The sequence below is a fragment of the Pontibacter oryzae genome (assembly GCF_003576375.1).
GTDB classification, from domain to species: domain Bacteria; phylum Bacteroidota; class Bacteroidia; order Cytophagales; family Hymenobacteraceae; genus Pontibacter; species Pontibacter oryzae.
The window spans coordinates 295366-319268 of record NZ_QWGE01000005.1 but is presented as its reverse complement, the minus strand read 5'-3'; the positions used below and the strand labels follow the sequence as shown (position 1 = coordinate 319268).

Annotated in this window: 25 protein-coding genes and 1 riboswitch; of the genes, 15 read left to right on the top strand and 10 right to left on the bottom strand. The window is 47.8% G+C overall.

All coding sequences use genetic code 11. The features are described from left to right. Positions 1-2: 2 nt before the first annotated feature. The 6 genes from D1627_RS16170 to D1627_RS16145 form a co-directional block, all read right to left on the bottom strand. Complete coding sequence (locus D1627_RS16170; RefSeq protein WP_119433310.1) at positions 3-722, bottom strand: phosphoadenylyl-sulfate reductase; 720 nt, start codon at positions 720-722, stop codon at positions 3-5. A gap of 313 nt (positions 723-1035) precedes the next feature. Next, positions 1036-1139: riboswitch (SAM riboswitch) on the bottom strand. Positions 1140-1317: 178 nt separating this feature from the next. Then, positions 1318-2037 carry a hypothetical protein gene (locus tag D1627_RS16165; protein ID WP_119433309.1) on the bottom strand — a complete coding sequence of 240 codons (720 nt, stop codon included), beginning with the start codon at positions 2035-2037 and terminating at the stop codon, positions 1318-1320. 107 nt (positions 2038-2144) lie between these two features. Next, entirely contained in the window at positions 2145-3599 is a 1455-nt protein-coding gene (locus tag D1627_RS16160; protein WP_119433308.1) for a DUF4153 domain-containing protein, read from the bottom strand. A gap of 132 nt (positions 3600-3731) precedes the next feature. Further along, a complete protein-coding gene (locus D1627_RS16155; RefSeq protein WP_119433307.1) occupies positions 3732-4022 on the bottom strand; it encodes a hypothetical protein in 291 nt (96 codons plus the stop codon). 110 nt (positions 4023-4132) lie between these two features. Further along, the gene (locus tag D1627_RS16150) at positions 4133-4441 is read right to left on the bottom strand and encodes a winged helix-turn-helix domain-containing protein (RefSeq protein ID WP_119433306.1); all 309 of its coding nucleotides are present in this window, start codon (positions 4439-4441) and stop codon (positions 4133-4135) included. Positions 4442-4444: 3 nt separating this feature from the next. Next, positions 4445-5071 (bottom strand): hypothetical protein, encoded by a 627-nt coding sequence (locus tag D1627_RS16145; protein WP_119433305.1) that lies wholly within the window; start codon positions 5069-5071, stop codon positions 4445-4447. 287 nt (positions 5072-5358) lie between these two features. Here D1627_RS16145 and hpf point away from each other — a divergent pair, with 287 nt between their 5' ends. From hpf to D1627_RS16125, 4 genes are all read left to right on the top strand, one after another. Then, a complete protein-coding gene (hpf, locus tag D1627_RS16140) occupies positions 5359-5664 on the top strand; it encodes a ribosome hibernation-promoting factor, HPF/YfiA family (RefSeq protein ID WP_119433304.1) in 306 nt (101 codons plus the stop codon). 108 nt (positions 5665-5772) lie between these two features. Further along, on the top strand, positions 5773-6555 hold the full coding sequence (locus tag D1627_RS16135; protein ID WP_119433355.1) for an SDR family NAD(P)-dependent oxidoreductase: 783 nt from the start codon (positions 5773-5775) through the stop codon (positions 6553-6555). 99 nt (positions 6556-6654) lie between these two features. Continuing rightward, positions 6655-7284 (top strand): DsbA family protein, encoded by a 630-nt coding sequence (locus D1627_RS16130; protein WP_119433303.1) that lies wholly within the window; start codon positions 6655-6657, stop codon positions 7282-7284. Positions 7285-7439: 155 nt separating this feature from the next. Continuing rightward, positions 7440-7799 (top strand): DUF1801 domain-containing protein, encoded by a 360-nt coding sequence (locus D1627_RS16125; RefSeq protein ID WP_119433302.1) that lies wholly within the window; start codon positions 7440-7442, stop codon positions 7797-7799. Positions 7800-7812: 13 nt separating this feature from the next. On the opposite strand, the gene D1627_RS16120 is transcribed toward D1627_RS16125, so the two are convergent. Beyond that, positions 7813-8724, bottom strand: coding sequence for a cation diffusion facilitator family transporter (locus D1627_RS16120; RefSeq protein ID WP_119433301.1), 912 nt, complete (start codon positions 8722-8724; stop codon positions 7813-7815). Between the two features lie 140 nt (positions 8725-8864). Here D1627_RS16120 and D1627_RS16115 point away from each other — a divergent pair, with 140 nt between their 5' ends. The 4 genes from D1627_RS16115 (at position 8865) to D1627_RS16100 (ending at position 13331) form a co-directional block, all read left to right on the top strand. Further along, a complete protein-coding gene (locus D1627_RS16115) occupies positions 8865-9548 on the top strand; it encodes a response regulator transcription factor (RefSeq protein ID WP_119433300.1) in 684 nt (227 codons plus the stop codon). After that, on the top strand, positions 9545-10942 hold the full coding sequence (locus D1627_RS16110; RefSeq protein ID WP_119433299.1) for a HAMP domain-containing sensor histidine kinase: 1398 nt from the start codon (positions 9545-9547) through the stop codon (positions 10940-10942). The genes D1627_RS16115 and D1627_RS16110 overlap by 4 nt, the downstream gene beginning before the upstream one ends. A gap of 143 nt (positions 10943-11085) precedes the next feature. After that, positions 11086-12657 carry a SulP family inorganic anion transporter gene (locus D1627_RS16105; protein ID WP_119433298.1) on the top strand — a complete coding sequence of 524 codons (1572 nt, stop codon included), beginning with the start codon at positions 11086-11088 and terminating at the stop codon, positions 12655-12657. Positions 12658-12701: 44 nt separating this feature from the next. After that, positions 12702-13331 carry a carbonic anhydrase gene (locus D1627_RS16100; RefSeq protein WP_199688449.1) on the top strand — a complete coding sequence of 210 codons (630 nt, stop codon included), beginning with the start codon at positions 12702-12704 and terminating at the stop codon, positions 13329-13331. Between the two features lie 187 nt (positions 13332-13518). On the opposite strand, the gene D1627_RS16095 is transcribed toward D1627_RS16100, so the two are convergent. After that, the gene (locus tag D1627_RS16095; RefSeq protein WP_119433296.1) at positions 13519-14457 is read right to left on the bottom strand and encodes an SWFGD domain-containing protein; all 939 of its coding nucleotides are present in this window, start codon (positions 14455-14457) and stop codon (positions 13519-13521) included. Positions 14458-14955: 498 nt separating this feature from the next. Here D1627_RS16095 and D1627_RS16090 point away from each other — a divergent pair, with 498 nt between their 5' ends. Then, positions 14956-15357: a hypothetical protein gene (locus tag D1627_RS16090; protein WP_119433295.1), complete on the top strand. Its 402-nt coding sequence runs from the start codon at positions 14956-14958 to the stop codon at positions 15355-15357. 128 nt (positions 15358-15485) lie between these two features. Here D1627_RS16090 and D1627_RS16085 read toward each other — a convergent pair whose 3' ends face one another. Continuing rightward, on the bottom strand, positions 15486-17921 hold the full coding sequence (locus D1627_RS16085) for a type IA DNA topoisomerase (protein WP_119433294.1): 2436 nt from the start codon (positions 17919-17921) through the stop codon (positions 15486-15488). Positions 17922-18150: 229 nt separating this feature from the next. Between D1627_RS16085 and D1627_RS16080 the strand changes: the two genes are divergently transcribed. The 4 genes from D1627_RS16080 (at position 18151) to D1627_RS16065 (ending at position 20740) form a co-directional block, all read left to right on the top strand. Next, positions 18151-18972, top strand: a complete 822-nt coding sequence (locus D1627_RS16080) for a metallophosphoesterase family protein (protein WP_119433293.1) — start codon at positions 18151-18153, stop codon at positions 18970-18972. 12 nt (positions 18973-18984) lie between these two features. Next, positions 18985-19599 carry a hypothetical protein gene (locus tag D1627_RS16075; RefSeq protein ID WP_119433292.1) on the top strand — a complete coding sequence of 205 codons (615 nt, stop codon included), beginning with the start codon at positions 18985-18987 and terminating at the stop codon, positions 19597-19599. Between the two features lie 32 nt (positions 19600-19631). Then, positions 19632-19853 carry a DUF2905 domain-containing protein gene (locus tag D1627_RS16070; RefSeq protein WP_119433291.1) on the top strand — a complete coding sequence of 74 codons (222 nt, stop codon included), beginning with the start codon at positions 19632-19634 and terminating at the stop codon, positions 19851-19853. 122 nt (positions 19854-19975) lie between these two features. Then, positions 19976-20740, top strand: a complete 765-nt coding sequence (locus D1627_RS16065) for a YdcF family protein (protein ID WP_119433290.1) — start codon at positions 19976-19978, stop codon at positions 20738-20740. Positions 20741-20936: 196 nt separating this feature from the next. Here D1627_RS16065 and D1627_RS16060 read toward each other — a convergent pair whose 3' ends face one another. After that, entirely contained in the window at positions 20937-22304 is a 1368-nt protein-coding gene (locus D1627_RS16060) for an NAD-dependent succinate-semialdehyde dehydrogenase (RefSeq protein ID WP_119433354.1), read from the bottom strand. Between the two features lie 181 nt (positions 22305-22485). Between D1627_RS16060 and D1627_RS16055 the strand changes: the two genes are divergently transcribed. Together D1627_RS16055 and D1627_RS16050 are read left to right on the top strand one after the other, a co-directional pair. Further along, the gene (locus D1627_RS16055; RefSeq protein WP_233555664.1) at positions 22486-23040 is read left to right on the top strand and encodes an RNA polymerase sigma factor; all 555 of its coding nucleotides are present in this window, start codon (positions 22486-22488) and stop codon (positions 23038-23040) included. Beyond that, a complete protein-coding gene (locus tag D1627_RS16050) occupies positions 23033-23839 on the top strand; it encodes an anti-sigma factor (protein ID WP_147383348.1) in 807 nt (268 codons plus the stop codon). Before D1627_RS16055 ends, D1627_RS16050 begins: the two co-directional genes overlap by 8 nt. Positions 23840-23903: the final 64 nt, after the last annotated feature.

Here is a 23903-nt window from a genome sequence, read left to right as displayed (position 1 = left end):
ACTTACCGTGCGTGCAGTCCGCACTCTTTTTTGGAATTGTCTTCCCACCACCAGCGGCCGGCTCTGAAGTCTTCGCCCTCGGCGATGGCGCGTGTGCATGGGGCGCAACCAATGCTTACAAACCCTTTGTCGTGCAGCGGGTTGTACGGGATATTAAGCGCTTTTACCTCGTCTTTCACCTGCTCCAAAGTATAATCCAGCAAGGGGTTATACTTGATGAGCTGGTGCGCCTCGTCCCACTCCAGCAGCTGCAAATCCTGGCGGGCACCCGACTGGTCGGCACGGATGCCGGTTACCCAAAGCTGCACACCTTTCAAAGCGCGGTTTAGCGGCTCCACCTTACGGATGAAACAACACTGCTTGCGGTCGTCGATGGAGTTGTAGAAGCTCATCGGGCCTTTCTCGTTTACCAGTTGTTCTACAGCTTCATGCTGCGGGAAGTATACTTGTATGCGCTTGCCGTAATGCGTGTTGGTTTTATGAAGCAGGGTATAGGTCTCGTTGAACAGACGCCCGGTATCCAGCGTGAAAACACGAATAGGCAGGTTTTGCTCAAAAATGTGATGTGTAATGAGTTGGTCTTCGATGCCCAGGCTGGTTGAGAAGGCCTTAGGCCCATCGAATACCTCTGTTAGCCGCTGCAGCCCATCCGCCGGCGACAAACCAGTAAGGGTAGCCCGCAGGCTATCGAGCTGTGCCAGCAGTTCTTGTGATAGATCCATGAATTAGAATTAATCCTTTTGAAAACTAAGCTTTGATTTTAAGTTTCCGGTTGGGAGCTACTTCTTTTAAAACAATTGGATGCTTAAAAAGGGCAGGCATGGCTTTGTTTCAGTACAACCAAAGCTGTACACAGACAATAAGACAACCGGAAGATAATTTGGGGAAAGTGCCAGGTTAGCACATACAACAACAGCAACAACAATTCTGCTTTTGGTGGGCAGATGCTGAAGATAAAGTAGCAAGGGCGGTAGCGAAACCACGGCCTGCTGTATTAGTTGCTGATATAAGGTTGTAGGTTTGCATTGTTTTATCAATTTATATGCCCTAGCCGAGCCAGGTTAGGAATTGGCACCTTACCATACCGGAGGTTGCCAGAGGGTCATAGAGCCTAATCTCTCGCCTCTTCTTTATAAATCTATTCAGGCATAACGCCTATTGGTGACACTGGTCGCAAAGCTACAGCTTTTTACGTGATGTATAAATGTTTTGTGTAAAATATTGTGCAGCAGCCAATCAAACAGAAGTATAGCATGAAGGCATGCACGCAACTACAAGCGGTTACCTGCGTGCCTTTACACTTTATGGATTACTGTTTCAGGCTGCCAGGTGCGTTACATACTTTACCAGCGAGCGCTTGGCAATAGGCAGCAAAGACTGCTCCAGGGGCATAGGCACTTTGGCCACTACGGCAAAAGTGGCCGGGTTGGGGAGCTCCTTCCGTTGCTTTACCAATTGTGCTTTCAGGTGCTCGTGCGTCAGCGTGAGGCCGCGGCGAACAGTTTCGAGGTGCTGCGTATTGATGCCTCGGTACTTCTCGTAGGTATTCTCAAAAACAGTTATGTTATACGTATACACCTGCGTTTCCTTGCCCGGCAGGCTCTCCAGAAACAGGTAGCCTTCGTTGTGATAAATGGGGGTGATGCCCACAGGGCTTATTTCGAGGTGGCGCTCCACAAAATCGTAAAGCTCTTTCCCTTCTGCCAGCGCTTCAGTAAAGAGCGGCGTGGCGTACTGTATAATCTCCTCGATCTGCTCCATGGTTTCATCGTCCTGCACAATTTTCTCATACACCAGCTCCAGCTTCTGAAAGTCGGCGCGGCTAATACGCTGCGGGAAAGACTCATACACCAACTGCTTGTGCTCCTGCACCTGTTTCAGGTTGCGGTAATGCATGATTAGGTCCGAGAAAACGGGGTAGAGGCGCTGCTTGCCAAATTCATTTTTGGCGGCCTGCAGGTAAGCCAGCAGCAGGTACTTCTTATACTCAAAATCCAGAAGCCCTTCGGTAAGCCAGTTGATAGGTAGGGTGTTCATAGGCCTTCAACTATTAAGGTTATACTTGTGGTATTAAACGAAAAAGTGGCAGGAGAGGGTTGGGGCAACAGAAGGTGAATATTCAGTTTGATTTTATTAAATAACGACTACTCCAAACCCTCTAGCCTTTGCTTCAGGCGCCAATCGCTGTAGCTCCAGGACTGCCAGTTTTGCTTGGATACGCGCTCTAAGAAGTAAAGCTTTCGAAATTGTAAATGCTGCTGTTTTACTTCACTAAACAAGCCTTTTTCGTTATCGGAAGCTTGTAACAATTCCGGCAGGCTTATATCCGACAGGCGGCTGAGATATTGATAATCGGTCGTGCGGGCTACATGAATGTTGAAGTAGGTGATAGCCTTATCCCAGTTATAAGTAGAAAGCAGAAGCAGCACCACGTAAACCGACCAGGCATTTTTCCGAAACAGAAACCAGTTGTTTTTAACTTGAGCTATTTTAATAAAGCTCAGGCCCAGCCCGACTGCTGTTAATAAAAGATAAGTATAAACCCCGATACGCTTGTAGGTTAAACCAAAGTGCAGCACATACATGCTGTTCTTGCTTACTGTGAGCAGCACCAGAACCACGTTTAGCGCCAGCCAGGTATAAGCCAGCAGCTTTAATGTTTTACTGTTGGAAATAAAATTAAGGTTTCCCCTGAAAACAAAGAGCAACACAGCCATCGCGAGCAATATTGAGAAAATAAGCCCATACACACCCTGATGCAAAAAATCTGAATAGGCAACAGATGCTGGTAGCGTTCCGATAGTTAGGTAATACGCATCCGAAAGTATGAAAAACAGCAACAGCAGGTTTAAAAGCACCAGTAGCAATACGCTTGTTTTATATTCATACCTTAGCTCAGGAAGCTTGAATCCCCTTTTTCGGGTAACTCTTGTTCTTGTTAGCGTATTGCCAGCGGCAAGATCTGTTTCGGTGATGATAGGAATCAATTTTTGATGAAATATTCCAAATAAAAGCACGAAGCCTATCATAGTAAACACTAGCCATTCTATTGAAATGAAGCTTATCTCAAACTGGCTCAACACATAACTGAAGGCACTGCTGGCGCTGGCATAAATGACCAGAAACACGGTAGTAACTGCAACCGGAACCCCGATCATGAAAATGTGCTGCCGCTGCACACCCGCAAGTATAAGCCCGCCTCCTTTTTGCTCTTTGCTGTTATAGGTTTTGATGCTGAAGCTTATAAAAGCAGACGCACAGGAATAAAGGGCATTGGCAGCAGCTACAAAAATTGACGAACGCGGCGTAACGCTAAAGGCAGCTAGCAAAAGCACAGAAGCTATGTTTAAGGCTATGGCTAACTCAGAGCCTGTTACAACAATGCTTATGCCCGTAAGTATGCCGGCTGCGGCAGTAACGTACCAGCTTGGCTGTTTTCGTTGGTCCGTTTGCGTTTGGCTATAGAGCAACCCTACTATAAGTATGGCGAACAGGAGAAAGTTAAGCCCTGCCCGCTGCTGGTAAAACAAGAAACTATAAGCAATTACTGCCACCAGGATGCAAATGTCCTTTATGGAAATGGATTGGTAAACCTTCATGTGTTTCGATCAAAGAGCTTTGTATTTCAAAGTAAATGGCTAAAAATTTAACTGCCTATGTAGCCTAACATTAACAGGTTTTGTCTGCCCAGTAACGGGCGTAAGGACAGCCGCATTTTGAAACGGCCTGGTTCAGCTCCCAGCAAATGGCGTCCCGAATATGCCAACTGCCAGTTCAGCCCAGATAACGAAGAGGGCGAAAAGTATAACTGCAATAAACCCGATGCGGTAGTTCCAGTTGGTTACTTTGCGCATGACAAGCTCACACAGAAAGCCGGTGCTAAATAGTAATAAGCCAGCTATTGCAAAATCTGCAGCGCTCCAATCAACAGCTTCTGTAAACTGCATAGCCACAAAAGGGGCAAGCAAAACAAGTGCTGCAATAGATAAGATGCTGATAAGTCTTTTGTTTTGAGTGATCATAACTATGGTGTTTTAAATGGTTATTGATATGATGATTAATTTTATTCTGCTTATCCAAATATTTGGTATTTTTTAAAGTACTTTGCTTTTCAAAGTGGGAGAACAAAAAATTATTCGTCTTTGCGGTTGTTTAAAATTAGCTGCTCCAAAGCGTTTAGGTGCTCATGAAATGCGGTTTTGCCAGATTCGGTAGCCTGGTAAGTGGTTTTAGGTTTGCGGCCTACAAACTGCTTTTCTACCTGAATGTACTGGGCTTCCTCCAGAGCACGTAGGTGGCTGGCCAGGTTTCCATCCGTTAACTGCAGGTTTTCTTTCAGGGTGTTAAAGTCCACCTTTTCCTCCACCATCAACACCGACATAATACCAAGCCGGGCTCTGCTCTCAAAAGCCTTGTTTATATTATCAAGATAGTCTTTCACCGGCTACTTCCTTTCGTACTTGAAATACATCAGCGTGCCATAAATAATATGCAGCACCCCAAAGCCGATGGTCCAGGCCAGTAAGCCATACCCTATAAAAAAGCTAGCCAGCAGGCCAAGTATAATCTCACAGATACCCAAGTAACGGATGTCGCTTAACGTGTACTTGCTTCCGTTTATCAGGCCCAGGCCATAGAATATAAGCATGGATGGCGCAACCAGGTATATAACACCGTGGTAAAGCAGCAGCCCGCAAAACACGCCGCCCACTGCCAGCGGTATGGCCAGGTTCAGCACCAGGCGCTGCGACTTACTGTCCCATATTTTCTGGTTTACCCTCTGAGCCTGCCGGCTTGTAAAAAATACAGCCGACCCAAGAGCCAGTACAAGTACAACCAGGGCCACGGACACAAGAAAAGTGATCACATCCCAGTTGAGGTTTACACTGTAATCTGAGCGGTAAACGATGTTGTGTTGGCTCAGGTACCACTTTACAAGCGCAGCACCGGCCATCGCGAACAGGCCCGCAAAAATGCCGGAAAGCCCGCTTAGCGAAATGAAACGCGAAGAACGGTCCATGATGTTGCGGATCTCCCGAAGGTCGGCTAGGTGCTCGTGCTGCTGGTTCATGTGTAAAGTACTTTGAGTTTCAAAGTTAAAGATAAATACGATAGCACAAAGCACAAGGATATAATTTTCCGATTTTTTTAGCGGCAGGCATCAGTCTTTTTCAGTATAATCTGTATGCCTTTAGTAGCCAGATATTTATCGGAAGCCAGGAAAGGTAAGTTTAAACCATAGCCGTAGCGCCTCTTAACTAAAGCTACAGCCTTACGTTATAATACAGAAATTAATGCAGGGATAGTGCCGCAAGGCAACAGTAAGCCCGGATTTATAAACAGCTACACGCAAAAACTATGAACTATACAGAAAATTACGAAGGCATTAAGCTGGACATACAGGCCGTAGATATAGATATTTCGGATTCGATACAGCAGAGTGTGCGCGACACCATCAACAAGATCAGGCGCCACATGAAAAAGATAGATTCCGTGGATGTATACTTTAAGGAGGAAGCCAGCCATGCTACCAATCAAAAAAGCGTGCACATGCGCGTAGGCATACCCGGTAACGATGTATTTGCCCAGGACGAAGGCGATAACTGGTACGAGCTCCTGAAAAACGTAGAAGAAAAACTAAAGCGCCAACTGGAAAAACGCTAAGTATAAGATTTAAGTCAGGCCCGCCGCTCTCTCAGGTTTTACCTGATGGGCGGCGGGTTTGCTTTTACTGTTCAAGCATTTTTATTTACAATGTTTAAGCTTAATCTTATGTCTGATTCATACTATACTAACAAAAGTGTGCTTATCACCGGCGGCGCACAAGGCATCGGTCTTGGCATGGCCGAACGGTTTGCCCAGGCCGGAGCCAGTGTAATTATAACTGATAATGACAAGGAGGCCGGAACAGAAGCCTTAGAGCGCCTGCGCAAGCAACACCTGGAGGTTCTGTTTATACCTTGCGACGTAAGTCAGGAAGATGAGGTAAAGCAGTTGATGCAGCAGCTGCAAAGCAAGTATGGGCACCTGGATGCGTTGGTGAATAATGCCGGAATCGCGGACCCGTTTATGGGCGACTTACAAGAGATGGAAGTAAGTGCTTTTGATAAGGTGCTATCCGTGAATCTGCGTGGGCCGCTGCTTTGTGCCAAGTATGCATTGCCGCTTCTACAAAAAGCTGAACACCCATCCATACTTAATATCTCCAGCACGCGGGCCTTCATGTCGGAGCCCAACACCTTTGCTTATTCTGCCTCCAAGGGCGGCCTGGAGGCGCTCACCCATGCCTTGGCCGTGAGCCTTACCCAGGCGCGCGTGCGGGTAAACGCCATTGCGCCTGGCTGGATAGAAGTAGGGGAGTGGGAGAAGAAGCAGAAGCGTTATGAGCCGCATCACTCCGAGGAAGACAAGGCGCAGCACCCGGTTGGCAGGGTCGGTGTACCGCAGGATATCGCTGAGGCGGCCTTGTTTCTGTGCTCCGATAAAGCGGGCTTTATTACCGGCCAAAGCCTGACCATAGATGGCGGCATGACTGTCAAGATGATTTACGCCTAGTATGCCGTGCGCGCGCTATAGTTATTCAACCTGATAAAAGAGAGCATTCGCTTAACCAAACACGGCTGAAGGCGGTACACATAAGCATACTTTTAACGCATGGGAAACGCTCCTGAAAATATCTCTCTGCTCTACGTAACCAACCCTATGTGTGCCTGGTGCTATGGTTTTACGCCAGTAGTGCGCAGGCTACGAGCCTTGTGGCATGGGCGCATAGCGGTTCATGTTTTGTTCGGAGATTTCCAGGCGCATGCCACGGAGCCCATGCACCACGAGCAGAAGGAGCAGGTAGCCCTAAGTTGGCACCGCGTGCAGGAGCGAACATTGTTACCCTTCGATTATCGTTTCTTTATCCAGAGAAGCTATATTTTTGATACGGAACCGGCCTGCCGCGCCATGCTTTGCGTGCGGCTGCTGCGCCCGGTGCTAACGCTGGAGGTATTGCGCGCCATGCATTCAGCCTTCTTTGTGGATAACCAAGACCTGAAAGACCCAGAGGTGTTAATACGCTTGGTGCGTATGTTTGGCATACCCGAAAACCTCTTCCTAACATTGTACGAATCCGAGGAGATTACCCGGCAATTAGAGGAAGAGTTTGCCTATGCCGAGAGAATAGGCGCGACCACCTACCCCAGCATGTTCCTTAAAACCCCTGACGGGCCAAAGCGGATTGCTGCAGGCTACGTGGACCTCGACGAATTGGAAGAGCGCCTGCTGCAACTGGTATAAACTACTCACCCTGAAGCAGTATTTGCATTGATTAATCAAAATATAGTGTTTTTTCGACATTAAAAACAACCACTCGGATTGTTTGCTCGTATATTAGAATTCTAGTATATTTAAGTGTTACAGAGTTTACTTCTGACACCGAGCCAAACCTATATATGAGAAGCAGAACAACAACAAACCAAGTAGACGAGTACGTCGAAAGATTATCTCCTGAGAAGCAGTTGCTGGCACAGGAGATCCGCAGAATCATCAACTCCTCCGTTGCCCACCTCGAAGAATGCGTCCGCTGGGATTGCGCCTGCTATTTTTTCTATGGCCCCGTATGCTACTTTGCTTCTTCCCGCAGCGGCATCCACTTTGGCTTCTTCCGAGGCAAAGAGCTATCTGACCCGCACCGCCGCCTGGTAAGCCGTAACGGGCAGCACCTGCATGTTAAAATCCGCTCGCTAGAGGACATCGACGAAGAATACTTCGGCGACCTGATCCGCGAAGCTGTGCATCTGAATCAAAACTAACCCGAATTACTTATCAAATCTGGCCCTGATGGCTGCATGCCTCGTTTGGGCTTTCGAGTTCCATGGTTACGTGCTGTATGTCCATGTCGGACATTACGGTGCGTACCCTTTTTTTGAGCGCCTCGGTCTCCTGCACGCGCAGGTCGCCGTTTACCACCGCGTGCATCGATAATACGTTGTAAGTTCCGTCCAGCGTCCAGATGTGCAGGTCATGAACCGATTTAATATTGTCGATGTCTTCCAGTTTAGCGGTAACGTCTTCAGGTTTTATGTGCACCGGCGATGCCTGCAGCAGGATTGTCATGGTTTCAAGAAGGTTACGGATTACGTTATACAGCACATAAATAGTTATCCCGACAGACAGGAGCGGATCTATCCAGGGCAGATCAAAAAAGTAAAGTATAATACCACCTATAAGCACAGCCACCCAGCCAAGTACATCTTCTAGCAAATGCAGCCGCACCACCCGCTCGTTCAATGATTGGCCGGACTTTAGGCGCAGCACAGCGGCCCCATTTACCACAATACCAAGCACGGCAAAGGCCACCATACCTGGTGCATTAACTTCCTGCGGGTCCCAGATGCGGGGTATGGCCTCAGCAAGTATAAAAAAGGAGCCAACCAAAAGTATAACAGAGTTGATAACGGCGCCCAGGAGGGAGAAACGCTTGTAACCGAACGTGAATTTCTGGTTGCGCCCCCGACCCGAAAGCTTCTCGAAATACCACGCCAAGCCCAGCGAGAGCGAGTCGCCTAAATCGTGCAGGGCATCCGAAAGTATGGCTACACTGTTTATCCAGAGGCCGCCTACAATTTCAAGTATGGTAAAGGACAGGTTGAGGAAGAAAGCTACTTTAATATTGGTGCCGGCACCATGGTGATGGTGGTGCCCATGTCCGCTGTGGTCGTGGTGTGCGTGTGCCATAGTCTTAAGAAACGGTAAAGCGTACAATTAGATAACTGCTCGAATAACAGGATGGTGTTGCTGTTTAGCGCTTAGGTTGTACTTTTGTATGCAACAGCTTCACTAAACTTATTTGTAAAGGTACAATATCCTCCTAGCCCATGAAAATACTGCTGATCGAAGATGAGCCCAAGGTAGCCTCGTTCATTAAAAAAGGACTGGAGGAGCAAACCTATGAGGTAGATCAGGCCTACGACGGCACTTTTGGCGTAAAACTGGCGCTTCAGAATGAGTATGACCTTATTATTCTGGATATCATACTTCCGAATATGAATGGCCTGGATGTTTGCCGGGAAATCAGGCGGCACAACAGCACGGTATCTATACTTATGCTAACCGCACTCGGCACCACCGACGATAAGATTATTGGCCTGGATGCCGGCGCCGACGACTACCTTACCAAGCCTTTTGAGTTTAAGGAGCTGTTGGCCCGCATTCGGGCACTGTCGCGGCGCACTACAGAGGGCGGTTCCGGCGAAAAGTTGAGCATTGCTGACCTGGAGATGGACGTAGCCAAAAAAAGTGTCACCCGTGGTGGCAAGCCCGTAAGCCTTACAGCCCGTGAGTTTGCCCTGCTTTATTACCTGCTGCGCAACCAGGGCCGTGTGGTGTCTAGGGTAGACATAACAGAGCAAGTATGGGAAACCTCTTTCGATACAGGCAGTAATGTGATTGATGTGTACATCAACTTTCTTCGTAAAAAAATTGATAAGGCGCACACTTCCAAGTTGATACATACTTTGGTGGGCATGGGCTACGTGCTTAAAGAACAGGACAACGCATGACAATCCGCTCCAAGCTTACGCTGCAATTTGCCGGCATCATGACAGTGATCCTGGTGCTCTTTTCGCTGGTGGTATACTATTTTACGTCGCTTTATCGGCAGGATGACTTTTACAAGCGGATCTTCACGCGTGCGCAGGTAGCTGCAAGGCATATACTGGATGCCGATGAGGTTTCTGAAAAGGTGCGCCAGCAGAACCTGATCAATTTTTACCATGAGCTCCCTCATGAGGCCATCCGGATTTACCGAACAAACGGAGAATTGATTTTCTCGAAAGGCAAAGGTGATATTGGCAACAGTTCCACTCGCCTTAAACAGGTTATCGAGAGAGGCTCACTGGAGTATGAGCAAGGCGTAAGGCAAGTGGTCGGGATTTACTTGCAGGATAACCAAGGCGAGTTTGTGGTGTTCTCCTCCAGCGTGGATGCCTACAGTTTGCGTAAATTGCAGCACCTTAAAATCATACTTATCGTTGGGTTTCTGGGGTCTATGGCTGTGGTCTTAGTGGCCGGATGGGTGTTTGCCAAACAGGCGATGCGGCCTTTTACAAAAGTAGTGAGCGAGGTGGAGAAAATCAGTGCCAATGACCTGCACCTGCGCCTGAGCAATGCCCAAGGTAAAGACGAAGTATCTAACCTAGCCCAAACCTTCAATAAGATGCTGGATCGCCTGGAGTTGGCCTTTGAAATGCAGAGCACGTTTGTGTCTAATGCCTCGCATGAGCTGCGCACGCCGCTCACTGCCATGATCGGCGAGTTAGAGGTAGCCCTGATGAAGCCCCGCGAAACAGACGAGTATCAGCGTGTACTGCAAAGCACCCTGGAAGATGCACGCCTGCTGACTGAGCTTTCCAATGGGTTGCTGCAAATAGCCCAGGCAAGTATAGATCCGGCCAAAATAAAGTTAAACTACCTGCGCTTCGACGAGTTGGTGTGGATGGCCCGTGAGCAAACCCTAAAGCGCCAGCCAAACGCCCGCATCGACATTGATTTTGCTAACTTTCCGGAAGACGAGGATAGGTTAGTAGTGCGCGGAAACGAGGCATTGCTGCTGATAGCCGTGGTAAACGTGCTGGAAAACGCAATTAAGTTCTCGCCGAACGGACAAGTTGCCATTGGGCAGATAGAGGTGCAGGACCATGAAGTGCTGTTACGTGTGCAGGATAGGGGCCTGGGCATCTCGGAGGAAGATTTAAAACACGTTTTTGTACCTTTTTTCAGGGCCGAAAATGTGCGCAATATTACAGGGCATGGCATAGGTCTGCCACTGACAGAGCGTATTCTTAAACTGCATAAAGGCAGTATAAGCGTGTACTCCGAAATAAGCAAGGGTACAGAAGTAACCATTATGTTGCGGCAGGCTTACGCCACCATCCCGACTTACCCTAAGCTTTAATCTCATTTTAATATCGTTTTAATTCAGTCTTAATCTTGCAAAGCTACATTTGTAGATGCAAGGTGTAGCCCTTGCCCTCCATGTTGTGTCCCGTATATACAAACCAGCCGTAGGGAGAGTCAATTAACTGAAACTTTATTAGAATGACAGAAAGAGAAGATAGTAAAAATTACCTGTCCACTTTAGGAAAAGACTTCCCGTCAGGGCTGGTTGTGTTTTTAGTGGCCTTGCCACTGTGTCTGGGTATTGCCCTGGCATCAGGAGCGCCGTTGTTTGCCGGTATTATTACAGGTATTGTAGGCGGTGTGATCGTATCGTGGCTCAGTGGTTCGCAGCTTAGCGTAAGCGGGCCTGCCGCCGGCCTTACAGTTATTGTACTAAACGGCCTGGAAACGTTGCAAACCTATGAAGCGTTTTTGATGGCTGTTGTAATAGCGGGTGTACTGCAGGTTGGCCTTGGCTTGTTAAAGGCAGGCGTGATCGGTTTATACTTCCCATCATCGGTGATCAAGGGCATGCTGGCTGCCATCGGACTTATACTCATCCTGAAGCAGATTCCGCACTTCCTGGGTGCTGATGAGGACTTCTTCGGCGACATGCAGTTTTTCCAGCCTGATGGGCGCACCACGTTCTCAGAACTGTTCCACGCGTTCACGGCTATAAACATGGGCGCCTTAATCATCGGCGTAATTTCGCTGGTTATACTTATTACATGGGATTCTGCTGCACTAAAAAAGTATAAGTTCTTCAAATTTGTGCCGGGCGCCCTCATCGTGGTATTGCTTTCCATTGTTTTAAATGAGGTTTTCAAGGCATCTTTCCCAGAGTTAGTTGTTGGTTCGCAGCACTTGGTTAGCCTACCGGTGGTTGGCTCAATCTCAGAACTAGGAAACGAACTCCGCTTCCCAAACTTTTCTCAATTAGCCAATCCGCAGCTTTACATAGTGGCGTTTACCATTGCCATTGTAGCTAGCCTCGAAACGCTGCTTAGCGTAGAGGCAATTGATAAATTGGACCGCCACAAGCGCCGCACGCCCACAAACCGTGAGTTGCTGGCGCAGGGTGTTGGTAATATCACAGCCGGTATGATTGGTGGCTTACCAATGACAGCAGTAATTGTGCGAGGTTCTGCCAATGTGGCTTCCGGGGCTGAGTCTAAAATGTCAGCCTTTATACATGGTTTGCTATTATTGTTATCAGTAGTATTTTTGGCTGATTATCTTAACCTGATACCATTGTCTGCTTTGGCTGCCGTACTATTGGTGGTAGGTTTCAAACTCACTAGACCTGCGCTGTACAAAACGCAGATGAAGCTTGGAATGGAGCAGTTTGTACCGTTTATTGTTACCATTCTGGCTATCCTATTCACTGACCTGTTAATAGGTATCTGTGTGGGTCTGGCTGTGGGTGTGTTCTTTATCCTGAAAGCCAATTACAAATCGCCATACTTCTTCCATAAAGAAGAGCATCGCGACCGTGAGATTATCCGCATCAAACTTAGCGAGCACGTGTCGTTTCTGAATAAGGCAAGCATTGTGCTTACCCTGGATCACCTCCCAAAAAACAGCCATGTAATCATCGACGGGGAGAACTCTGCGTTTATCGATTATGATGTACTGGAGGCCATACAGGAGTTTAAGAAAACAGCGCACGAGCGCAACATCCAGGTTGAGCTGCTGAACATTGGAGATGTAGCAATAATGGACCTGCACTAGTATGATTTAGGTAATAGTATTTAATACACTGAATATCTGTATACATGGAAAAAATTTTTGAAAACAATAAAAAGTGGGTATCTGGTAAGCTTGCCCAGGATAGTGAATACTTCGCTAAGTTAGCTGAGGGGCAGTCGCCACAGTATCTATACATCGGTTGCTCAGACAGCCGCGTGCCAGCAAACGCGATAACCGGTACTGAACCTGGTGAGATGTTTGTGCACCGTAACATCGCTAACATGGTAGTGCATACCGACATGAACCTGTTATCTGTTCTGCAGTATGCTGTAGAGGTGCTTAAGGTGAAGGATATTATTGTATGTGGCCATTACGGCTGTGGCGGTGTGGCTGCTGCAGCAAGCAACAAGCAGTTTGGGTTGATTGATAACTGGCTGCGCAACATTAAAGATGTAATACGCCTGCACGAGGAGGAAATCAAAAGCATTTCTGAAGAAGAAGCAAGACTGCGCCGTTTGGTAGAGCTTAACGTGGTAGAGCAGGTTCATAACCTTGCCAAAACTTCTATCATTCAGAATGCAATGCTTTCTGAAAACCCGCCAAAGCTGCACGGTTTAGTGTATGACCTGAAAGAAGGCTTCCTGCGTAACCTGAACGTTGAGCTTTCAACGTTTGATAAGCATAGCCACATCTATAATATCACAGAGAATAAGTAAGCAGAAACAACTGCAAGTATAAACGTGAAAAGCCCCTGGTTCCTATACTAGGGGCTTTTCACGTTTATACTACATAGCCAAATAAAAAACCCTGCTGTGCTTACAACAGGGTTTTCTGTGGAGTTCATCCACTATTCTATGGTGGCCTAACTTGCCAGTGCTAAAAAGCAACTATGCACGTTGTGCTCTACCATTCGTAATCTCTCTTCGAAGATGATCCGTAAGAGTAGGGAGGTCCGCTATAGGTGTTTCCGTAATTAGATGAACTCCCATAATTGCTGCGGTCATGATCTCTCTCTTGCCTTTCATCCATTCTTCTGCGGCGCTCGGCTTCTTCATCCCCAAACCAGGATCTTACTTCATCTCCCGCACGATCCCAGAAGTCGCGATCATGTCTTTCTCTGTCGGATAAAGTATGGCGGTTGCTGGATGAACCATAGCCGCTATTGCCGTAATTACTGCTGCTGTTGTAATTGTTATGTCTGTTATAGCCCATGCTGTCTCTGTCGGAGCGCTGGCTGTAGTCTGTACCGTAGTTGCTTGTAGTATAGCCAGTGCCGTAAGTACCATTGCCATAAGAGCCACTGTAGCTGGATCCGCTGCCATAGTTGCTAGAGCCTGAATTATATGGGCGGTTTCTATCGTAATCTGAGGATCCGTAATTGGATGAAGTCCCACGGTTATTGGATGAGCCGTAAGATGAACCATAGCCTGAGTTGCTTTGGTTGCTGTAGCGGTCTCTGTCTCGCATATCATCTCTTCTTCTGCGGCGCTCAGCGTCATCATCCCCAAACCAGGATTTTACTTCGTCTTTCGATCTGTCCCACGTGTCACGGCTTCTGTCGCGACCCTGGCCATAGTTTGAAGATGAGGAGCTGTAATCTGAACCTGATGTGCGACCGTAGCTAGGCGTATTGCCATAACCTGAGCCTGAATAAGCATCCATGCCTGACCCCATTCCTGTGTTGCGGTTACCGTAACCGCTGGCGCTGGAACTGCCGTAACCTCCCCGGCGCTGATCTGATAAATCATATTCATTAGAGTAATAATTCCTGGATGATCCTCTGGATTGTGATCTGTCATTGTCATTATACGGGTTGTAGCCCGAATTCTCATAGCTTCTCATAGGTTTAATTCAGTTTAATTAGAAAATGTGATAAGAACGTTTGTTACCGACTTTATACCGGCAACGTGTTTTTTTACGGTACTCAACTAGATATGTTATACTCTACTAAATGAAAGACTTTAGGTAAGTATAACAAGATTAATCCAAATGCATCATAAAACTTGAACTAAACCATTTTTGTATTGTGATTTGTAATGTTGTGTAATTTTAGATTAATAGGATTTGTAATTATTTTATATTGATTTATAGGTGTGAAGCGTGTGTTTGAAATGTGTTGACCTTGTATTTGGTTGGTAGTTAAGTTTTTTATACGATATGTTGTGTATGTAAGGGGTTTATTGAAATTGAATTTATTTAGGAGGTTATATTTGTAAGATTGCCTGTTGTTTGTATTTTTGTATGGGTTGGTTACAAAGTATAGTTGAGTGTGTACGATATTAAGTACAATTCCTCTTGTTTCTGTAACCACTAGGAGAACAACTTTAGCCAAATTACATCATGAAAATCAAAGCAATGCTGGCCTCTATGGTAGCCGTTTGTATGTTAACGGCATGTGAGGATTTATTTGAAGATGGGAGCATGCAGCCTGATGGCTCTAACCCAAGCCTAACGGTCAACAACCCAAGCAACAACCAGGCAGTTACTGCTACAAGCGGACTTCGTGTAAATGTCACTGCAGTTGATAAGGACAAGTTCAACGAGATCAACTTTGTACTTACCAGCCAGAATTCTGATAAAGCAGTAGTGAGTTTTAAGAAATTGTCTGATAAGAACGTAGTGGTTGTTGATACTACATTAAATATGACAGGCGTTGCGCCCGGTGCTTATACATTAAAAATCAGCGCGACTGATAAGCGTACAAACCTAAGTGAGCAGAATGTGCTTGTAAATGTAAAGTAGAATGTCCTACGGTTTTACATGCGCAGGGTAGCCGTCTGATGGCTGCCCTGCGCATGTAAATAGCTTGTTATTTAGAGGTTTACAACTATACACGTAAGCATCTATTTGTAGCGTGGTGCAGCTAAGGGTCAAAACTGATAAACAACTTGCCCTTGCTCATTCAGGATTAAGGCGGCATCAAAAGGCTCGCCGGTTTTCTGCGAAATAAAGCCTTTGATCTTCGGCGTTTTACCCTTTAAAAGCAGTGCAGCAAAATGCTTATCGGTGAGTTGCTTACCGCCCATCTCGAAGGGTACTACAAACTGGCAACCCTCCCGGAACCGGCTACAACCATAGGCGGCTTTGCCTTTTAGTAGCTTACCTTGCTTGCAGTGAGGGCACTGCGCGAACGGATCTTTAACCGGCGCTTTCTCTACCTGCTCCACCATCAGTTCCATGCTTTTGCCTAATTTCAGGATGCCATCGAAAGTATTGCCCTGCTCGTTTTTAAAGCCTTTAATTGTTGGGGTTTTGCCCTTAGCTAACAAAGCCTGTACCTGCTTTTCGGTAAGCTCCTTGCCATGCTGCTCAATCGGGATCAGGAAGCGGCAGCCCTCTTTGTAACGGATGCAGCCAAATGCCTTCGCTCCTTTTAAGATATAGCCTTCAGTGCAGGCAGGGCAGGGGCCAAGGCCTTTTACCGGTGCTGCTTCGGTTTTTGGTTTTGATTCTTTAGGCTTTTTGGTTTTGCCAGCTAGCTTCTCCTCCTGCTGCGGTTCCAGGGTTACGGTGGCGCGGTCATACTTCACTTCCTGCACCAGGCTCATCACAAAGTCCTGCAGCTCTTGTAGAAAGGCTTCGGCTTTAAACTCACCGCCTTCAATCTGGCGTAGCTTGCGTTCCCATTGCCCGGTCATCTCAGCCGATTTAAGCGTTTCGTTCCGGATCACGCCAATCAGGTCTATGCCCATTTGCGTAGGCACGATTTTTTTCTTTTCCTTACGGATGTACTGGCGTTTAAACAGTGTTTCGATGATGGCAGCCCGAGTAGACGGGCGGCCGATGCCATTTTCCTTCAGCGCATCTTTCAGTTCCTCGTCTTCTACCTGCTTTCCGGCGGTTTCCATGGCGCGCAGCAGCGTTGCCTCCGTATACTCCTTGGGTGGGTTGGTCATCTTCTTTTCCAACAGCGGATCATGTGGGCCGTGCTCTCCTTTCTCGAAAAGCGGCAGCACACCGGCAGCTTCCTCTTCGTCCTTGCCGTCTTTGCTGGCCGGAGTATCAGACGATTTTACATCATCCGCGCCATAAATCACGCGCCAGCCCGGGTCCAGAATCTGCTTGCCGCGCACTTTAAAAGTATATCCCGCAGACTCGGCCATCACCGTGGTGTTGCTCACGATACAGTCCGGGTAAAAGGCAGCGATGAAACGCTTGGTAACAATATCGTACACATCAGCCTCGCGGCCATATAGGTTACCCGCCGCCGCGCCCGTAGGTATAATGGCGTGGTGGTCGGTTACTTTGTTATTGTTGAATACTTTTTTTGTCTTTCGGATCTTGTTTTGCAGCAGCGGCGCCACTTCCTGGCTATAGTTGCTCAGGCCCTGAAGTATACCCGGTATTTTCGGGTAGATATCGTCGGGGAGAAAGGTGGTGTCAACGCGCGGGTAGGAGACTACTTTTTTCTCATACAGGCTCTGTACGGTCTTTAGTGTTTCGTCTGCCGACAGGCTTAGCTTGTTGTTGCACTCGATCTGCAGCGAGGTGAGGTCAAAAAGCTTGGGCGGCGATTCGGTGCCTTTTTTCGTTTCCACATCTGTAATGGTGAGCTCCGCCTGCTTAATAGCCTCCATAATCTTCTGGGCATCCTCCTCCTTCTGAAAGCGGCCATTGGTGCTGGAGAAAGTTGTTTCGCGGTAGATCGTTTTCAGCTCCCAGAAAGGCTGCGGCACAAAGTTGGCAATCTCGTGGTGGCGGGTTACCAGCATGGCCAGCGTAGGTGTTTGCACGCGCCCGATAGAGAGCGTTTGGCGGCCCTGCGCATACTTTAGCGTAAAAAGGCGCGTAGCGTTGAGGCCCAGCAGCCAATCGCCGATGGCGCGGCTTTTACCGGCCTGGTACAGCGAGTCGAACTCGGAGCCTTCGCGCAAGCGGGCAAAGCCCTGCCGAATGGCCTCCTCTGTTAGCGAGGAAATCCAGAGCCGCTTAAAAGGTTTTCTATACTTGGCCTCGGTTAGTACCCAGCGCTGAATCACTTCCCCTTCCTGGCCGGCATCACCGCAGTTTATCACTTCCTCGGCATTATCGAGCAGCTGTTTTATGATCTTGAACTGCTTTTGCACGCCGCTATCCTTCATCAGTTTAATGCCATACTTCTCGGGTAGCATTGGTAGGTCGTAAAGGCTCCAGCGCTTCCATTCCGGGCGGTAATCGTCGGGCTCGCGTAGTGTGCAGAAGTGGCCAAATGTCCAGGTAACCTGGTAGCCGTTTCCCTCAAAGTAGCCATCCTTTTTGGTTCTAGCGCCTATTACCATGGCGATCTCGCGGGCTACACTCGGTTTCTCAGCAATGCAAACTTTCAAGGCAATGGGGTTTGTGACGTAATACTAAACTCAAATTTACGGTTTTTGCCGCGCATTTACGAGCAAGTTGGGCGTATATCTAAAGAGCGATGGCTTACATTCGAAATCATAAACATCCCTATAGAAGTATAAAATTATACTTAGCCAACTAAATGCCATGCCATAAACAGTAATCCGAAACATAAGCTTGGTTTAAATGGTATTGCAGGTGTTACTACGCAATTAAACTATGGATTTTAAATACAAAAAGCGCCCCCTGGTAGTCACAGCCCTTTGTTTGCTGCTGGCTTTGGTAGGGCAGGCCTGCGAAGAATTTGAATATAGCCCCTATGAAATCCGGTTGGATGAGGATGAAAAGAACATCAACGGAAAAAACATTGCCCGCATAGAATCTCTGGGTTTGGCAGCAGAAGATACCATGCATTTTGTGCTGACCGCTGATTTGCAGGGCTTTTACAAGGAGAACGAAGAGATGGTTAAAAGCATTCGAGGCAGGGGCGATGTAGACTTTGTACTTGTAGGCGGCGACCTGACTGACTTCGGGCTAACCAAGGAGCTAAAACTTATCCATCAGGACTTTAAAAACCTGGGCGTGCCTTACGTAGCGGTTATCGGAAACCATGATGCGGTAAACAACGGGCAGCAGGCATTTAAGGCAATGTATGGCGACTATAATGCCTCTTTTGTGATTGGGAACTCAAAATTTATACTTTTAAACACTAACTACATTGAGTTTGATAAACAAGTGCCTGATTTGGATTGGCTCGAAAAAGAGTTGATCGGTTCATCGGTGTATGAGAACGTTTTTGTGTTATCTCATATCCCGCCGCAGAACTATGAGTTTGGCCCTGAAAAGTCTGAGCGTTATTTCCAGTTGATAAGCCAGTACAATGTAAGTTATTCGCTGCATGGGCACAACCACAGCTTTAAGGAGTTTTTTCCTTTTGACGGGAAAGTGCCTTATGTGCAAACTGCCGCTGCCGATGACCGGGAGTACCTCGAATTCACGGTTATTGGCAATAAAATCAACTACGAGCGAATTACCTTTTAACTGGCCCTCACGATGAGATTAAAATCTATACTATCTACTTTTATACTTAGTACGTTACCGTTTCTAACTACGGCTCAGGAGCTGGAGGTTGGCGCCGCTTCGGCCCGGAAATGGTATGCCCCGGATGCCGTTACCGTGCAGTTTGCAGGCAATATCGGGATGTTTGCCATTGCGCCCAGTTACAGTTTTGCAAAGGATAAGCTTAACGCTGAGCTGTTTTATGGTTATGTGCCTAAACTGGATGCTGATGAAGCTTTGCACATACTTACCCTTAAAGGCGTGTATAAACCAATTCGTAACGCTAGAATCAGGGAGGGCATAAGTCTAACGCCATTGCGCCTGGGTTTGGGGTTAAGCTATTACTTCAGGAGTCAGTTTTCCACAAACTGGTCTAACGCCTACCCAACCAGCGATTACTATTGGTGGACAAGCAGTTTGCGCCTAACCGGAAGTTTAGGGCCAGCCATTAATTTTTCGCTGCCCAATAACCAGCATTTCAGGGAGCTTAGTTTGTACGGCGACGTAAATACCTATGATCTGATCGTGACCTCAGCCGTGCGGGACGAATCTCTAACGGCCTGGGATATCATTAGTTTTAGTGCAGGCTTGCGTGCCAGTTTCAGGTAAACAGGCTGCAAACCCAAATTATACCTTACCAGATGCAGCCAATCGGAAAAACTATTGTAGTTATCGGGCTCATACTTGTGGTGGTAGGCCTTATTTTTTGGTTTGCCGGCGATAAGTTTAGCTGGTTTGGCCACCTGCCCGGCGATATCCGGATAGAGAAAAAGAATGTCCGGTTTTATGCCCCGATCACAAGTATGGTTCTGCTTAGCATTTTGCTATCTGTGCTATTGTGGGTACTGCGTAAATTTTTTTAGCGGCTTGCAGTTGCTCGTAGCGCACAATCGTGCTTAACTTGCCCTTGCCAAAGTATAAACTGTCACTGATGTAGCCTATCACGCTCCTGATTTTTTGCTTTCTTTGGCTGACCTGCTGAGCCATGTTTTTCATACTTTCCAAAACCCTTGATTTCCTGCTGATGCCCCTAGTATGGGTGCTGATCCTACTGTTTCTGGCCGTTTTTCTTAGGTCTCTACGGTGGCAGCGAAGAAGTTTGCTGACTGCGCTGGCTATGCTGCTGTTCTTTTCTAACCCGTTCATCAGTAACCTCGCCTGGCGTGCCTGGGAGGCTAAACCGGTGCCGGTAAAAGAGGTGAAGCAGTATGATGTGGCTGTCTTATTAACTGGCGTCACTGTCTATCACCCTGATGCTACGGATAGGGTGCATACCAAAAAAGGCGCAGACAGGGTGTTGCACACATTGCAGCTGTACAGATTAGGCAAAGTGTCGAAGATACTGATAACCGGAGGTAAAGGCTTTATGCTGGATGATATGGTGCCCGAGGCACTACAACTAAAGCGCATTCTGCTCTTGGCTGGCGTGCCCGACAGCGATATCCTGACGGAAAGCCGTGCAGTGAATACCCGCGAGAATGCGACCTTTACAGCTGCTTTACTAGAGCAGCACCCAGAGTGGCAGCGCATTTTACTGGTTACTTCCGCTTTTCATATGCGCCGCGCAAAAGGCTGTTTTGAGCAAGTAGGCGTAACCTTCGAGACGTATCCCACGGATTTCTATGCATCCGAGCCCGTTTATACTTTAGACGAAACCATTATGCCAAGCACAGTGGCTTTCGAAAACTGGCACCACCTGATACATGAAATAGCGGGCTTTGTAGTGTATAAGTTGCTCGGCTACTGTTAAGTTAATTGTTGGATTGTTGATTGTTACATTGTTTAATGGCTTTATTGTTAAATGGTTAATTGTGCATGTGTAATAAAGCGGAAGGCAAAAACAGATAAAGGAGCAAAGTGCAAGATGAATTTATACTTTTCCAAAAGCATCTCTAACAATCTAGCAATCCATCAGTTTAACCATTTAGCAATCCAACAACCAACAATTAAACACCTACCCAAATGCTTTTCTGGTTTACAAACTCCCGGATGCCGAGGTAAGAGAGCTCGCGGCCATAGCCTGACTTCTTGATCCCGCCAAAAGGCATTTCCGGGGATGAGGCAACCATGGCGTTTACGAACATAGCGCCGGTTTCTACTTGCCTTGCCACACGCAGGCCGCGCTCCTTATCCTGCGTCCAGACGGCGCCACCAAGGCCGAAGCGCGAGTCGTTGGCAACCTTAATAGCCTCGGCTTCATTCTGGACAACTATTACCGCGGCCACGGGGCCAAACATTTCCTCGTCGTAGGCGGGCATGCCGGGCTTCACGTTTTTCAGGATCATGGGTTTGAAGTATGCGCTGTCTTTGCCTTCGTGGCCGCCATCCAGCACAATTTCCGCGCCTTGCTTTACAGATTCCTGCACTTGCTGCGCAAGTTCCTCGGCCAAGTCTTTGCGCGCCATAGGTCCGTAGTCAACATCTTCTTCCAGTGGGTTGCCGGTTTTCAGGTTCTCCATTTTAGCCTTAAACTTCTCCAGGAAGGCATCGGCTATACTTTCTATCAGTATAAAACGCTTGGCAGCAATACAGCTTTGGCCCGTGTTCACCATCCTTGATTTTACGGCAACGGTGGCGGCCTGCTCCAGGTCGGCATCGTCCAGTACAATAAAGGCATCGCTTCCGCCTAGTTCGAGCACAGTTTTCTTAATTTCCTGCCCGGCCTTCTCGGCCACTTTCGAGCCTGCGGTTTCGCTGCCAGTAAGCGTAACGGCTTTTACATGCGGGTGCTCAATTACGGCATTCACCTCTTTAGAGCCAATCAGCAAGGTTTGAAACACATTATCCGGAAAACCTGCCTTTTTCACGATCTCCTCAATTGCAAGGGCACACTGCGGCACGTTGGAGGCATGCTTCAGTAAGCCTACGTTACCGGCCATCAGGGCAGGAGCAAGAAAACGGTATACCTGCCAGAACGGGAAGTTCCAGGGCATTACGGCCAGCACCACACCTAGCGGCTCAAAAGCAATAAGGCTGCGCGAGGCACCGGACTGTACCGCTTCGTCGGCCATAAAGCCTTCTGCGTTTTGGGCATAGTAACGGCAAGCGGAGGCACACTTTTTTATCTCTGCAATGCTGTCCTTCAATGGTTTTCCCATTTCCAGAGAGATGATGCGCCCATACTTATCTGCTTCATTTTCCAAGATATCCGCTTGCTTGTTCATTAGCCTTGCCCGCTGGGCAAAACTTGCGTGGCGCCAGCCCTGGAAAGCCTCTTGCGCTGCTTCGATCTTAGCGGTTACTTGGTCTGTGGTATGCGGTGTATATGATTCTACCACCTCACCGGTGGCAGGGTTTATCGTTTCAATAGCCATAGTTTTAGCGTTTCTGTCTTGCGATGTAAATATACGGAAAGCCTGGGAGTGCGGCTGCTCGCGCATAACCAGGCACTTAGGAAGCAACATTTTTATCGATTAAAAGTTAAAGAGTAATTGTATAGAAAATTCTTAATTTTGAGCAGGCGAAGTTATAGCCTGTGTCGCAAGCCCCAAATCGTTGCAAGAACAGAAACTACATAAGATCACCGAGGAAGAGTTGATTGCCAGGCTACAGTCCGGTGATGCAAAAGCCATGTCTGTATTGTACGATATGTACAGTGCCACCCTATTCGGGGTAGTTATGCAGATTGTGAAGGTGGAGGAAACCGCCGAAGACGTGCTGCAGGAAGCCTTCGTGAAAATCTGGAACTCCTTCCAAAGTTATGATGCCGGAAAAGGGCGCTTATTTACCTGGATGATCAACATCTGCAGAAATCTTGCTATCGATAAAATCCGCTCGAAACAACACCGCGTAAGTTTACAGACACGTGATATACCTGCCTCGCCTCGAGCCGATATGGGCTCCGATAATTTTAAGCCAGAACACATAGGTTTAAGGGAGATAACTGAAAAGCTAAACCCGGAGCAGAAGCAGATTATTGACCTGATGTATTTTGAAGGAATGACACAGACTGAGATAGCAGACGAATACCAAATACCATTAGGCACTGTGAAGACCAGAGCGCGCAGTGCAATTAAAACCTTAGTAAAACTGTTTAAAGGGCGTGAATAACACAGAAGAATACATAACGTCCGGAATTTTAGAGCTATACGCAACAGGTGCTCTTAATCCGCAGGAAATGCGGGAAGTGGAACAAATGGCCGCTTCCTCGGCCGAGGTGCGCGCTGCCCTGGATGAAACGTTGGCGGCCTTGGAGCAATATGCCCACGCACATGCCATAGCGCCAAACCCATCGCTTAAAAGCCGCGTGATGCAGCAGGTAGAGGACGAGGCACTGGAGAGAGAAGCGCTGGCGGCCATACCGTTGCGGCCTGCGCAGGATAGTTCGCCATATCGTTGGATGTTTGCGGCAAGCATTACCCTGTTTTTAGTGTCTGGCATACTTAGCGTATACTTTTACAGCCAATGGAAACAGACGGAAAGCCGCCTGGCTGTGGCATTGGCTCAGGACCAGCAAATGGCGCAGAACTTTAATACGGTGTCGCAGCGGATGGAGCAGCAGGAGGTGCTTTTGCGTATGCTTCGTGATGAAAACTACCGTCCCGTAAAACTACAGGGAGTAGCGTCGCACCCGGATGCCAACGTAATGGTTTACTGGAGCCCCGAGCAGCAGCATGTATACGTGGATGCTGTGCAGCTTCCGGAGCCGCCGGAAGGCAAGCAGTACCAGCTTTGGGCCCTGAGAGACGGGCAGCCGATTGATGCCGGCATGCTGCAGCTAAACGGGCAAACGGCTATGCAGCAGATGAAGCAGATTGGCGCAGCCCAGGCCTTTGCCATTACCCTGGAGCCCGAAGGAGGCAGCCAGAACCCGACCCTAGAAGCAATGTATGTGATGGGCGAAGTATAGCCTTGCAAATAATTATAAAACACAACATTCATACATTACTGTATATATTCCCAACGCTACTTCA